This window comes from Micromonospora sp. WMMD975 (genome assembly GCF_029581215.1).
Lineage (GTDB): Bacteria > Actinomycetota > Actinomycetes > Mycobacteriales > Micromonosporaceae > Micromonospora.
Map to the genome: position 1 here is coordinate 4,817,245 of NZ_CP120739.1, position 13,412 is coordinate 4,830,656.

A 13,412-nucleotide genomic window follows, 5' to 3' on the forward strand; every position below is an offset into this window, starting at 1 on the left:
GTGATCGTCTCACGCCCGCGACCGGGCCGGACGACGACCGCAGGTGATCACGCTCCGCAGCGTGGGTTCCGTCACTCAGGGTCACCGATCAGGGACCGAAACGGGACGTCGGGACACACTCCGTTACCAGCTCGCAACGCTTCCGTTGTCGATCCGCCGCACCGCGACCTACCGTTACGGCTCGTTGCGCAGAGTCACCCAACGTCGGGCCGACCGCGCAGCGTGAGGAGACGAGGAGACCCCATGCGTGTTCGTAGGCTCGCGGCCTGGGCCGCTCTCCCGCTCGCGGTGACGCTGGGCCTGACGGCCTGCGGCCCGGGCGGCGGCAGCGGCGGCGCAAGCGACCCCGACGCGGCCGTGCGGATCGAGATCGCCGAGCCGCAGCACCTGGTGCCCACAAACACCAACGAGACGAGTGGCTCGCAGGTGTTGTCGGCCCTGTTCAGCCCGCTCGTCGACTACGACGAGGCGAACAAGCCGCACGAGGTGGCCGCCGAGTCGGTGACGTCGTCGGACAACAAGGTCTGGACGATCAAGCTGAAGCCCGGCTACACGTTCCACAACGGCGAGAAGGTCACCGCCGACAACTACGTCGACGCCTGGAACTACGGCGCGTACGCCCCGAACGGGCAGAACTCCAGCTACTTCTTCGAGAAGATCGCCGGCTACGACGACCTTCAGGGCGAGAAGCCGAAGGCCGAGACACTGAGCGGCCTGAAGAAGGTCGACGACCTGACCTTCACCGTGACGCTCACCGAGCCGTACGTCGACTTCAAGACCATGCTCGGCTACACGGCGTTCTACCCGCTGCCCGAGGCGGCCTTCTCCGCGCCGGGCGTGCTCGCCGAGGGCTTCGAGCAGGCGCCGATCGGCCAGGGCCCGTTCAAGATGAAGGGCACCTGGCAGCACGACGCCAAGGTCGAGGTGGAACGCTACGACGCCTTCCCGGGCCAGCAGCCCAAGGTCGGCGGCGTCGAGTTCCGGATCTACCAGCAGCCGACCGCCGCGTACGCGGACGTGCTGGCGGACAACCTCGACGTGATCAAGACGATCCCGACCGAGAACCTGTCGACCGCCGCCACCGACCTCGGCGACCGGTTCCAGCAGAGTCCGGCCTCGTCGCTCCAGGTGCTGGCGTTCCCGACGTTCCAGAAGGAGTTCAGCAAGCCCGAGGTGCGCAAGGCCATCTCGATGGCGATCGACCGGGACGAGATCACCACGTCGATCTTCAAGGACTCGCAGCAGCCGGCCCGTTCGTTCGTCTCGCCCGTGGTCGCGGGCTACCGGGAGAACACCATCGGCACCGCCGGCGCGTTCGACCCGGCCAAGGCCAAGGCGATGTACGAGGCCGCGGGCGGCCCGCAGAAGATCGAGCTGTCCTACAACGGCGACGGCGGCCACAAGGACTGGATCGACGCCACCTGCAACCAGCTCAAGGCCAACCTGGGCGTGGAGTGCGTGGGCAACGCCGAGCCGAAGTTCGCGGACCTGCTGACCAAGCTCAAGCAGAAGCAGTCGGTCGGCCTGTTCCGGATGGGCTGGGTGATGGACTACCCGTCCATGGAGAACTACCTGGGCCCGCTGTACAGCACCAACGGCTCGTCGAACTACTACGGCTACTCGAACCCGGAGTTCGACAAGCTGCTCGCCGAGGGCGCCCGCGCGGCGACCGAGGACGAGGCGATCAAGAAGTACCAGGCGGCGGAGGACCTGCTCGCGCAGGACCTGCCGGTGATCCCGCTGCGGTACGGGCAGAACAACTTCGGCCACTCCACCAAGGTCACGAACGTGCACGTGGACCTCTTCGACCGGGTGGACCTGCTGGAGATCGAACGCGCCTGACACCCCTCGGCACGGGCCGGGCCACCCCCACCGGGTGGCCCGGCCCTGGCATTGGCCCGCATTTCGTCCGCTTTCGGCAGACTTGCCAGCATGCTCCGCTTCATCCTGCGGCGACTGCTCCAGATGGTCCTCGCCTTCTTCGGGACCACGCTGATCGTCTACGCGCTGATGTTCGCCGGGCAGGGCGACCCGATCCAGGCGCTCGCCGGGGAACGGCCCGTCACCGCGGCCCAGCGCGCCTACCTGACCGAGAAGTACCACCTGGACGCCACCGGGATCGGCGGCTTCTTCTACCGCTACGTCAACTACCTGGGCGGCCTGCTCCGGGGTGACCTCGGCGAGTCGCTGACCGGCCGGCAGATCGGCGACATCCTCGCCGCCGCCTGGCCGGTCACCGTGAAGCTGGCGCTGATCGCGATAGCCGTGACCATCGGAGTCGGAGTCACCGCCGGGGTGATCGCCGGCATCCGGAGGGCCGGCGTCTTCGACTACGCGACGCTCGTGCTCACGCTGCTGGTGCTCGGCATACCCACGATCGTGCTGGCCCCGCTGGCGCAGTACTTCCTCGGCGTACGCTGGCCGATCTTCCCGCCCACCGCCGGCGCCCAGCCCTCGCTGTGGGCGCTGCTGCTGCCCGGCCTCGTGCTCGGCTCGCTGTCGCTGGCCACCGCGCTGCGGCTGACCCGGACGTCGGTGTCGGAGAACCTGCGCGCCGACTACGTGCGCACCGCCCGGTCGAAGGGCCTGGTGCGGCGGCGCATCGTCGGCGTGCACGTGCTGCGCAACTCGCTCATCCCGGTGGTCACCTTCCTCGGCGTCGAGCTGGGCAACCTGATGAGCGGCGCGATCATCACCGAGGGCGTGTTCAACATCCCCGGTGTCGGCTTCAACCTGTTCCGCGGCATCCGCACCGAGGACGGGCCGCTGGTGGTGGGCATCGTCAGCGTGCTCGTCGTGGTCTACCTGCTGTCCAACCTCGTGGTGGACGTGCTCTACGCCGTACTCGACCCGAGGATCCGCTATGAGTGACTTCGAAACGGTGGCGGCGACCGAGGACCAGTCGGCACGACGCGGCGTCTCCGGCGAGCCGGCCACCCCGGACCGGGCCGGCGAGCCGCGCCGGCCCCGCAGCCTGGCCGGCGACGCCTGGCGGGACCTGCGCCGCAACCCGGTCTTCTGGCTCAGCCTGCTGCTCGTCGCGCTGGTCGCCGCGATGGCCGTCGCGCCCGGGCTGTTCACCGCCAACGACCCGCGCGACTGCGTGCTGTCCCGGCAGCACGCCGGGCCGTCCGGCGGGGCGATCTTCGGGTACGACTTCCAGGGCTGCGACACGTTCGCCCGCGCCGTCTACGGGGCCCGCGCGTCGCTGCTGGTCGGCGCGTTCTCGGCGCTGATCACCGGCGTGATCGCGCTCGTCGTCGGCATGGTCGCCGGCTTCTTCGGCGGCTGGGTCGACGCGGTGCTCTCCCGGGTGATCGACATCGTGCTCGGCATCCCGCTGCTGCTGGCCGCCATCGTGCTGCTCAAGCGCGTGAGCACAAGCGGCGAGACGGTACGCCTGTTCGCGGTCATCCTGGTGCTGGCGCTGCTCGGCTGGACCACCGCGGCCCGCGTGGTGCGCTCCTCGGTCATCACCGCCCGGGAGCAGGACTACGTGGCCGCGGCCCGGATGCTCGGCGCCGGCAACGGCCGGATCATGTGGCGGCACATCCTGCCGAACGCGCTCGCCCCGGCCATCGTGGTGCTCACCATCGCGCTCGGGTCGTTCATCGCGGCCGAGGCGACGCTGAGCTTCCTCGGCATCGGCCTGAAGGCCCCGACCATCTCCTGGGGCATCGACATCGACGCCGGCCGGGTGCACATGCGGGAGTCGGCGACGCCGCTGATCGTGCCGTCGGCCTTCCTCGCGCTGACCGTGCTCGCCTTCATCATGCTCGGCGACGCGGTCCGCGACGCCTTCGACCCGAAACTGCGGTGAGACAGATGCCGACGCCGGCCTCCCCCACCCCGCCCGGCGGGCACCTGCTTGAGGTACGGGACCTGCACGTCGAGTTCCGCACCCGCGAGGGTGTGGCCCGGGTGATCAACGGGGTGACGTACCACCTGGACGCCGGCGAGACGCTCGCCGTGCTCGGCGAGTCCGGCTCCGGCAAGTCGGTCACCGCGCAGGCCATCATGGGCATCCTGGACACCCCACCGGCGTACGTCCGCGCCGGTGAGATCCGCTACCAGGGGCGGGACCTGCTCACCCGGTCGGAGTCCGAACGCCGGCAGGTGCGCGGCGCGGAAATCGCGATGATCTTCCAGGACGCGCTGTCGGCGTTGAACCCGGTCTTCCCGGTCGGTTGGCAGATCGCTGAGTCGCTGCGGCAGCGGGCCGGGCTGTCCCGGGCCGACGCGCGCCGGCGGGCGGTCGAGCTGATGGACCTGGTCCGGATCCCGGCCGCGGCGAAGCGGCTCGGCGACCACCCGCACCAGTTCTCCGGCGGGATGCGGCAACGGGTCATGATCGCCATGGCGTTGGCGCTGGACCCGAAGGTGCTGATCGCCGACGAGCCCACCACGGCCCTCGACGTCACCGTGCAGGCCCAGATCATGGACCTGCTGGCCGACCTGCGGCGGGACCTCGGCATGGCGCTCATCCTGATCACCCACGACCTCGGGGTGGTCGCCGGGGTGGCGGACCGGATCGCGGTCATGTACGCCGGCCGGATCGTCGAGCACGCCGACGTGCGCGCGCTGTACCTGGCGCCCGCCCACCCGTACACCAAGGGGTTGTTGGAGTCGATCCCCCGGCTCGACGTGCGCGGGCAGGAGCTGTCGACCATCCGGGGGTTGCCGCCGAACCTGATGCGGATCCCCTCCGGCTGCCCGTTCCACCCCCGCTGCCCGTACGCGCGGCAGGTCTGCGTGGACGAGGTGCCGCACGACCTCGTCCTCGGCGACGGCCGGACCAGCGCGTGCCACTTCGCGCAGGAGGTCCACGATGACCGCTGACCCGGGCAAGGTTCGCGGCGAGACGATCCTCGCGGTCGACGAGCTGGTCAAGCACTTCCCGATCACCCGGGGCGTGCTGTTCAAGCGGCAGATCGGCGCGGTGCGGGCGGTCGACGGGGTGAGCTTCGAGCTGCGCCGCGGCGAGACGCTCGGCGTGGTCGGCGAGTCCGGCTGCGGCAAGTCCACCCTCGCCCGGCTGCTGATGCGACTGGAGACGCCGACCGCCGGGCGGGCCACCCTGGAGGGGCGGGACCTGTTCCGGGCCGGGGGCGCCGAGCTGCGCCGGGTGCGGCGGAACATGCAGATGGTGATGCAGGACCCGTACACGTCGCTCAACCCGCGGATGACTGTGGGCGACATCGTCGGCGAACCGTTCGCGATCCACCCGGACGCCGCGCCGAAGGGCAGCCGGCGGCAGCGGGTGCGGGAGCTGCTGGACGTGGTCGGCCTCAACCCGGAACACATCAACCGCTATCCGCACCAGTTCTCCGGCGGCCAGCGGCAGCGCATCGGCATCGCCCGGGCGCTCGCGCTGCGCCCCGAGATCATCGTCTGCGACGAGCCGGTGTCCGCCCTGGACGTCTCCATCCAGGCCCAGGTGATCAACCTGTTGCGGCAGCTCCAGGACGAGTTCGGGCTCTCCTACATCTTCATCGCGCACGACCTGTCGGTGGTCCGGCACATCTGCGACCGGGTGGCCGTGATGTACCTGGGCCGGATCGTGGAGATCGGCACCGAGGAGCAGATCTACCAGCGGGCCACCCACCCGTACACCCAGGCGCTGCTGTCGGCGGTGCCGGTGCCCGACCCGGAGGCCCGCGACCGGCGGACCGTCATCCGGCTCACCGGCGACGTGCCCAGCCCGGCCGACCCGCCGTCGGGCTGCCGGTTCCGCACCCGGTGCTGGAAGGCGGAGGAGGTCTGCGCCGTCCAGGACCCGCAGACGGTGCCCCGCGCCGCCGACCCGCACCCGTCGGCCTGCCACTTCGCCGAGGTGCGCCCGGACGTCTGAACCACCCGGTCGGGTGCGTCCGCCGGACGCACCCGGGTCCCGAGCGTCAGTGGAAGAAGTGCCGGGTGCCGGTGAGGTACATCGTCACGCCTGCTTCCTTGCAGGCCGCGATCGTCTCCTCGTCGCGGATCGAACCGCCGGGCTGCACGATCGCCCGCACGCCGGCGTCGATCAGGATCTGCGGGCCGTCGGCGAACGGGAAGAAGGCGTCCGAGGCGCAGACCGAGCCGCGGGCCCGCTCGTCGCCGGCCCGGGCGACCGCCAGCCGCGCCGAGTCCACCCGGTTGACCTGGCCCATCCCCACCCCGACGGTCGCGCCGTCGCGGGCCAGCAGGATCGCGTTGCTCTTCACCGCGCGGACCGCCCGCCAGGCGAACGCCAGGTCGCGCAGCGTCGCCTCGTCGGCCGGGTCACCGGTGGCGAGCGTCCAGCCGGCCGGGTCGTCGCCGGGCGCGTCCACCGCGTCCCGCGCCTGCACCAGCACGCCGCCGCTGACCGGCCGCCACTCCGCCGGCCTCGGCGCGTACGCCGGCGCGCGCAGCAGCCGGAGGTTTTTCTTCGCCCGCAGCAGCTCCAGCGCGTCCGCGTCGAAGCCGGGCGCCACGAGCACCTCGGTGAAGATCTCCGCGACCTGCCGGGCCAGCTCCACGCCGACCGGACCGTTCACCGCGATCACCCCGCCGAACGCGGAGACCGGGTCGCAGGCGTGCGCCTTGCGGTGCGCCTCGGCCACGTCCCCGCCGACCGCGATGCCGCACGGGTTGGCGTGCTTGATCACCGCCACCGCCGGCTGGCCGGGGAAGTCGTGCACGGCCCGCCAGGCAGCGTCCGCGTCGACGTAGTTGTTGTAGGACATCTCCTTGCCGTGCAGTTGCTCGGCCTGGGCCAGCCCCGCCGGGGCGCCCGGGTCGGTGTAGAGCGCGGCCGACTGGTGCGGGTTCTCGCCATACCGCAGCACGGCCCGGCGGCGCAGCGCCAGGCCGGCGAACTGCGGCCAGCCGTCCTCGGCCGGGGCCACCGTGGTGGCGAACCAGTCGGCCACCGCCACGTCGTAGTCGGCGATGTCGGCGAACGCCCGGGCCGCGAGCGCGCGGCGGCGGGCCAGGGTGAAGCCGCCGTCGGCGAGCGCGGCCACCACCGCCGGGTACGCGGCCGGGTCGGTCACCACCGCGACCGAGGCGTGGTTCTTCGCGGCGGCCCGGACCATCGCCGGACCACCGATGTCGATCTGCTCGACGCACTCGTCCTGGTCGGCGCCGGACGCGACCGTGGCCTGGAACGGGTAGAGGTTGGAGACCAGCAGGTCGATGCCGGCGATGCCGTGCTCGTCGAGCTGGCCGGCGTGCGCGTCCCGGCGCAGGTCGGCGAGGAGGCCACCGTGGATCTTCGGGTGCAGCGTCTTCACCCGGCCGTCCAGGATCTCCGGGAAGCCGGTGACCTGCTCGACCGGGGTGACCGGCACGCCCGCGCCGGAGATCGTCGACGCGGTGCTGCCGGTCGAGACGATCTCCACGCCGGCCCCGTGCAGGGCGCGGGCCAGCTCGACCAGGCCGGTCTTGTCGTAGACGCTTACCAGCGCGCGCCGGATCGGGCGGCGGCCGTCCTCTGTCGTGCTCACGGAATGCTGACCTTTCTGCCGGTGATCGTCCAACCTTCACGGACCAGGCGGCCCACCTGCTCGACGAGCTGGCGGCGCTCGGCGGACTTGATGCGCTCGGTGAGCGTCTCCACGTCGTCGCCGTCGAGCACCGGTACGGCGACCTGGGCGACGATCGGGCCGGTGTCCATCCCGGCGTCGACGAAGAACAGCGTGGCCCCGGTGACCTTCACGCCGTACGCGAGCGCGTCCCGGGGGCCGTGGATGCCGGGGAACGCCGGGAGCAGGGTGTTGTGTGTGTTCAGGTAGCGGTCGCCGAACGCGGTGAGGAACTCCGGCCCGACCAGCTTGAGGAAGCCCGCGCTGACGACCAGGTCGGGGCGATGCTCGGCGACCCGGGCGGTGAGCGCCTTGTCCCAGTCGCCACGGGTCGGGTGGTCCTTGACCCGCTCGACGAAGGACGGCACGCCCGCGGCGGCGGCCCGGTCCAGACCGGCGATCCCGTCCCGGTCGGCGCCCACCGCCACCACCCGGGCCCCGTAGCCGGGATCGGCGGTCGCGTCCAGCAGCGCCTGGAGGTTGCTGCCGGAACCGGAGACGAGGACGACGAGGCGGGCGACGGACGCGGGCTCGGTCACCCGGCAACCCTATCGGGCAGGCCCGGCGGTCCGGCTGCCGGGCGGCGGACCATCGGGTGACCTCCCCGGTGGCGTCCTCGCGGTACGCTGCCGGTCGCCCGGTGTTCGGCGTACGCCCGACCCGCACCAGTCAGACCAGGCACGCCGTGCCGCCGGACCGAGGAGTCACCCCGATGCAGCCCGGACACCCCCAGCAGCAGCCGCCGCAGCTCGACAACAACATGACGATGTCCATCGTCACGATCTTCCTGTTCTGGCCGCTCGCGATCCCGGCGATCATCAACGCCTCCAGGGTCAACCCGCTGCTCCAGCAGGGTGACTACGCCGGCGCCCAGGCCGCCGCCGCCGAGTCCAGGAAGTGGTCCAAGTGGGCCCTGATCGTCGGCCTGATCTGGATCGGCATCATTGTGGTGTGCTGCCTGTTCGGTGGCCTGGCGACCTTCGTCGGCGGCAGCACCGGCACGAACTGACCGACAGCGACACCAATCTGAGGAGTTCCCCGAGATGCAGCCCGGTTACCCCGGACAGGACCCGTACGGCCAGCAGCCGAACCAGGACCCGACCGCCCAGCCGCATGACCCGTACGGCCAGCCGCCGCAGGCCCCGCAGTACGGGCAGCAGCCGACCTCCGGCCAGCCGTACGGCCAGCCCACCTCCGGCCAGCCCTACGGCCAGGACCCGTACGCGCAGCAGCAGCAGCCGTACGGCGCCGCGCCGCAGTACCCGGCCGCCGGCTACCCGGCCGGCCCCGCCCAGGGGCAGGGTCAGAACAACACCATGGGCCTGATCGGCATGATCGTCGGCATCGCCTCGATCGTGCTCGGCCTCTGCTGCCCGCTGCTCGGCGTCCCGGCCGGCATCGCCGGCGTGGTGCTCGGCGTGCTCGGCCAGAAGAAGGTCCAGGCGGGCGAGGCCAGCAACCCGGGCCAGGCCAAGGCCGCCCTGATCTGCGGTGGCGTCGGCGTGGTCCTCGGCATCATCAGCGCCATCGCCGGCACCCTGATCAACGCGGGCAACTTCGGTTCCTGACCGGCTGGAAACGAGGGGCGTCCGGCGACCGTCGGACGCCCCTCGCCTCGCCCGCGCCGCGCAGAACGCGGCCTCTTTCACGGAAAGCGTGGCCGTCCCAGGCGGAATGGCCACGCTTTCCGGGCATCAGCGTGCGGAGTTCAGGGGCGGGGAGGACGAGGGTTCGGGGCGGGGTCGCCGGCGAGGTGGCGGGGTGGGACGGGTCAGGGAGCGGGTGGCGGCGGCGCCGAGCATCGCGCCCACGGCGATCACGAGCGTGGCCACGCCGGCCACCGGCCAGGGCGACGGGCCGATCTCGGCCAGCCGGCCACCGCCGAGGGACCCGCCGGACGCCGCCGCGGCCAGCCCCAGCAGCACGCCCGCGACCGGGCCGGCGAGCGCGGCCGGGACCAGCAGCTCCGGCCATCCGACCTCGGCCCGCGCCTCGGCCGCCGCCCGCAGCAGCCGCCGCGCCAGCAGCCAGCCGGCCGCCATCGCGGCCAGCACCGGCACCGCGAGCAGCGCGGCCTCCAGCCCGTCCACCGGGCCGCGCGGCAGGCCGGCGAGCAAGGGTACGGCCGGCAGCGCGCCGACCGACACCTCACTCGTGCGTACCGCGGTGTCCGTGCCGACGGCGAACCCGGGGCCGAGCAGGTAGCTGGCCGACCAGGCGGTGGCGTTCGGCGCGTAGGCGAGGCTGACGAGCGTGATGCCCGCCTGACCGGCCACCCCGGTCCGGTACGCCCCGATCATGTCGGCCGCGTCACCGCCGCCGGTGGCCACCGCGAGCCCGGCCGCCCCGGCGCTGGCGGCGAGCAGCAGTAGGGCCGCGACCAGCCCGGCGCGCAGCCCGTCGCGGACGACCGGCGGGCAGCTCCGCGCCAGCAGCGCCCAGACGCCTGTGGTGCGCAACGCGCCGACCAGGGCGGCCGGGGCGCCGAACGCGGCGAACGTGAGCGCGGCGGTCACCGGCGAGACCCGCAACCCGCCCGTGCCGACCACGAGCGCGGCGAACGCGCCGAGCAGCGCGTACCCGAAGCCGACCGCGACCGCGACGGTGAGTGCCTGCCGGGGTGAGCCGGTGCCGCGGGCGCCGACGGCCCGGCTGACGTGCACCCCGGCGCGGGTGAGTCGCCAGACGACGAGCACGCTCAGGGCGAGCGGCGCCAGGCCGAGCGGTCCGGCGTCGGTCAGCAGCGGCACCCCGTGCCCGAGCAGCCAACCGGCCAGACCGGCGCGCAGGGCGCCGGAGAACGAGCCGGCGTCCTCGGTGAGCTGGGCGAGGCCGAGCACCACGGTGACCGGCAGCCAGGAGGTCACCGCGGCCCAGAGCGCGGCCACCCCGGCGGCGACGGGCAGCGGAGCCCGGGACGGCTCGCCCGGCCGGGGCGCGGTCACGCGTGCGGCGCGGCGGGGCGCGGGGGTGGCGGGGCGGGCACGCCCTCGGGGCCGGGCGCCGGCGGCAGGACCGGCGGCCCGGCGGGGCTGGTCAGGGGTGGGACGTGACATCGTCGTCTACTCTGGCACGCCGCGCGACGGACGGCAGTCCGATACCGGGCCGGGACCGGGGTGAGTTCGCCGAACCCCCGGATCGGCGGCGGAGATCCGGTCTAGCCTCGGCTTCAGGCGCGACCTTTCCTGTCGCGGCACCGACCGCCCGGAGGAAGCCGTGAACGCTCCCTACCCGCCGCCACCGCCGCCCCCGGCCGCCGGCCGGGACCGGACCACGCTCTGGGGCGTCCTCGGCATCGTGCTCGGCCTGCTCTGCTGCGGCATCCTGGGCATCGTCTTCGGCGTGCTGTCGATCCGGGACGCCCGGCGCTTCGGTAAGTCGCCGCTGCTCGGCTGGCTGGCCGTCGCGTTCGGCGTCGTCAACATCATTGCCAGCGCGATCGTGCGGGCCCGGGGCAACTACTACTACCCGTACTGGTACCGCTGACCGACGAGGGGCCGACCGCGAACCGGTCGACCCCCTCGGCACAGCACGGACCGCTCAGCGGCCGGACATGATCTCCCGCATCAGGTTGGCGGTCTCGGTCGGGGTCTTGCCGACCTTGACGCCGACCGCCTCCAGCGCCGCCTTCTTGGCGTCGGCGGTGCCGGCCGAGCCGGAGATGATCGCGCCGGCGTGACCCATGGTCTTACCGGGCGGAGCGGTGAAGCCGGCGATGTAGCCGACCACCGGCTTGGTGACGTTGGCCTTGATGAACTCGGCCGCGCGCTCCTCGGCGTCGCCGCCGATCTCACCGATCATGACGATCGCGTCGGTCTCCGGGTCCGCCTCGAACGCGGCCAGCGCGTCGATGTGGGTGGTGCCGATGATCGGGTCACCACCGATGCCGACACAGGTGGAGAAGCCGATGTCGCGCAGCTCGTACATCATCTGGTAGGTCAGCGTGCCGCTCTTGCTGACCAGGCCGATCCGGCCGGCGCCGGTGATGTCGGCCGGGATGATGCCGGCGTTCGACGCGCCCGGCGAGGCGATGCCCGGGCAGTTCGGACCGATGATCCGGGTCCGCTCGCCCTGGGACACGTTGTACGCCCAGAACGCGGCGGTGTCGTGCACCGGCACGCCCTCGGTGATCACCACGGCCAGGTCGATGCCGGCGTCGATCGCCTCGACCACCGCGGCCTTGGTGAACTGCGGCGGCACGAAGATGACCGTGACGTCGGCGCCGGTCTCCTTCATCGCGTCCGCGACGGAGGCGAACACCGGCAGCTCGGTCCCGTCGAAGTCGACTGTCGTGCCGGCCTTGCGCGGGTTGACGCCACCGACCACGGTGGTGCCCGCGGCGAGCATCCGCCGGGTGTGCTTGGAACCCTCGGAACCGGTCATGCCCTGCACGATGACCTTGGAGTCCTTGGTCAGCCAGATAGCCATTGTCTAGACCCCCGCCGCTGCCAGCTCGGCGGCCCGCTCGGCCGCGCCGTCCATGGTGTCGACCCGCTGGATGAGCGGGTTCGCCGCGCCGTCGAGGATGGCCCGACCGGCCTCGGCGTTGTTGCCGTCGAGGCGGACCACGAGCGGCTTGGTGGCCTTCTCGCCGCGCTGGTCGAGCAGCGCCAGCGCCTGCACGATGCCGTTGGCGACCGCGTCGCAGGCGGTGATGCCGCCGAAGACGTTGACGAAGACGCTCTTCACCGACGGGTCGGAGAGCACGATCTCCAGGCCGTTCGCCATCACCTCGGCGCTCGCGCCGCCGCCGATGTCGAGGAAGTTGGCCGGCTTGACGCCGCCGTGCCGCTCACCCGCGTACGCGACCACGTCGAGCGTGGACATGACCAGGCCGGCGCCGTTGCCGATGATGCCGACCTCGCCGTCGAGCTTGACGTAGTTGAGGTTCTTTTCCTTGGCCGCCTGCTCCAGCGGGTCCACCGACGCCTGGTCGACCAGGGCCTCGTGGTCCGGGTGCCGGAACCCGGCGTTCTCGTCCAGGGTGACCTTGGCGTCCAGGAGCAGCAGCTTGCCGTCCTTCGTGGTGGCCAGCGGGTTCACCTCGACCAGGGTGGCGTCCTCGGCGACGAACGCCTGCCACAACCCGACCGCGACGTCGACGACCTGGTCGGCGACCTCGGCGGGGAAGTTGGCCGCGGTGACGATCTCGCGGGCCGTTGCCTCGTCCACGCCGGTGTTGGCGTCGATCGGCGCCTTGACGACCTTGTCGGGGGTCTCGGCGGCGACCGCCTCGATGTCCATGCCGCCGGCCACGCTGGCGATGCAGAGGAAGGTGCGGTTCGCCCGGTCGAGCAGGTACGAGAAGTAGTACTCCTCGGCCACGTCCGCGGTCACCGTGATCATGACCTTGTGGACGGTGTGGCCCTTGATGTCCATGCCGAGGATGTCGGTGGCCCGGGCCACCGTCTCCTCCGCGCCCTCGGCCAGCTTCACGCCGCCGGCCTTGCCGCGGCCACCGACCTTCACCTGTGCCTTGACGACCACCCGGCCGCCGAGGCGTTCGGCGATCGCGCGGGCCTCCTCCGGGGTCGTGGCGACGCCGCCGGCCAGCACGGGCAAGCCGTGCCGCTCGAACAGGTCCCGCCCCTGGTACTCGTACAGGTCCACGATTGCGCGTCCCGTCCCGTCTCCGCGGCGCGCCGTCGCGCCGCTACCAGCGTTGGAAAAAATCAGTTTGACGCCTGTCATCAGAACGGACAGGCCATTTGCCGCAGCCTAACGAGATGGGAACCGGGGGCAACCGAGCGGGTGTCCGGTGTGCGGTAATGCACAGCCGTCGTCGTGGGCCGGGGCCGGCGTGCGGGGTGCGGCGTCAGCCGTCCGGGGGATCTCCCGAACGGGGCGTAACCCCCGGTCAGGGGC

General features: G+C 72.2%; 13 protein-coding genes. 8 read left to right on the forward strand and 5 right to left on the reverse strand.

The annotated features are described in order from the left end of the window. Positions 1–243 precede the first annotated feature (243 nt). From O7613_RS21165 to O7613_RS21185, 5 genes are all read left to right on the forward strand, one after another. Positions 244–1,842, forward strand: coding sequence for an ABC transporter substrate-binding protein (locus O7613_RS21165; RefSeq protein WP_282289705.1), 1,599 nt, complete (start codon positions 244–246; stop codon positions 1,840–1,842). A gap of 90 nt (positions 1,843–1,932) precedes the next feature. Then, positions 1,933–2,871 (forward strand): ABC transporter permease, encoded by a 939-nt coding sequence (locus O7613_RS21170; protein WP_282289706.1) that lies wholly within the window; start codon positions 1,933–1,935, stop codon positions 2,869–2,871. Further along, complete coding sequence (locus O7613_RS21175) at positions 2,864–3,820, forward strand: ABC transporter permease (protein WP_282289707.1); 957 nt, start codon at positions 2,864–2,866, stop codon at positions 3,818–3,820. Before O7613_RS21170 ends, O7613_RS21175 begins: the two co-directional genes overlap by 8 nt. A 5-nt stretch (positions 3,821–3,825) precedes the next feature. Further along, positions 3,826–4,839 carry an ABC transporter ATP-binding protein gene (locus tag O7613_RS21180; protein WP_282289708.1) on the forward strand — a complete coding sequence of 338 codons (1,014 nt, stop codon included), beginning with the start codon at positions 3,826–3,828 and terminating at the stop codon, positions 4,837–4,839. Further along, on the forward strand, positions 4,829–5,851 hold the full coding sequence (locus O7613_RS21185; protein ID WP_281586713.1) for a dipeptide ABC transporter ATP-binding protein: 1,023 nt from the start codon (positions 4,829–4,831) through the stop codon (positions 5,849–5,851). The genes O7613_RS21180 and O7613_RS21185 overlap by 11 nt, the downstream gene beginning before the upstream one ends. Positions 5,852–5,897: 46 nt before the next feature. Here the strand turns inward: O7613_RS21185 and purH are convergent, their stop codons facing one another. Continuing rightward, a complete protein-coding gene (gene purH, locus O7613_RS21190) occupies positions 5,898–7,469 on the reverse strand; it encodes a bifunctional phosphoribosylaminoimidazolecarboxamide formyltransferase/IMP cyclohydrolase (protein ID WP_282289709.1) in 1,572 nt (523 codons plus the stop codon). Beyond that, on the reverse strand, positions 7,466–8,086 hold the full coding sequence (gene purN, locus O7613_RS21195; protein WP_281586711.1) for a phosphoribosylglycinamide formyltransferase: 621 nt from the start codon (positions 8,084–8,086) through the stop codon (positions 7,466–7,468). The genes purH and purN overlap by 4 nt, the downstream gene beginning before the upstream one ends. A gap of 173 nt (positions 8,087–8,259) precedes the next feature. Between purN and O7613_RS21200 the strand changes: the two genes are divergently transcribed. Together O7613_RS21200 and O7613_RS21205 are read left to right on the forward strand one after the other, a co-directional pair. Beyond that, a complete protein-coding gene (locus O7613_RS21200) occupies positions 8,260–8,556 on the forward strand; it encodes a CD225/dispanin family protein (RefSeq protein WP_281586710.1) in 297 nt (98 codons plus the stop codon). A 34-nt stretch (positions 8,557–8,590) separates the two neighbouring features. Next, a complete protein-coding gene (locus O7613_RS21205) occupies positions 8,591–9,115 on the forward strand; it encodes a DUF4190 domain-containing protein (RefSeq protein WP_282289710.1) in 525 nt (174 codons plus the stop codon). Between the two features lie 126 nt (positions 9,116–9,241). Here the strand turns inward: O7613_RS21205 and O7613_RS21210 are convergent, their stop codons facing one another. After that, on the reverse strand, positions 9,242–10,603 hold the full coding sequence (locus O7613_RS21210) for a DUF6350 family protein (RefSeq protein ID WP_282289711.1): 1,362 nt from the start codon (positions 10,601–10,603) through the stop codon (positions 9,242–9,244). Positions 10,604–10,763: 160 nt separating this feature from the next. Between O7613_RS21210 and O7613_RS21215 the strand changes: the two genes are divergently transcribed. Then, positions 10,764–11,033, forward strand: coding sequence for a DUF4190 domain-containing protein (locus tag O7613_RS21215; protein ID WP_282289712.1), 270 nt, complete (start codon positions 10,764–10,766; stop codon positions 11,031–11,033). A gap of 54 nt (positions 11,034–11,087) precedes the next feature. Here O7613_RS21215 and sucD read toward each other — a convergent pair whose 3' ends face one another. Together sucD and sucC are read right to left on the reverse strand one after the other, a co-directional pair. Beyond that, positions 11,088–11,975: a succinate--CoA ligase subunit alpha gene (gene sucD, locus O7613_RS21220; RefSeq protein WP_282284710.1), complete on the reverse strand. Its 888-nt coding sequence runs from the start codon at positions 11,973–11,975 to the stop codon at positions 11,088–11,090. A gap of 3 nt (positions 11,976–11,978) precedes the next feature. Next, positions 11,979–13,157: an ADP-forming succinate--CoA ligase subunit beta gene (sucC, locus tag O7613_RS21225; RefSeq protein WP_281586705.1), complete on the reverse strand. Its 1,179-nt coding sequence runs from the start codon at positions 13,155–13,157 to the stop codon at positions 11,979–11,981. Positions 13,158–13,412 lie beyond the last annotated feature (255 nt).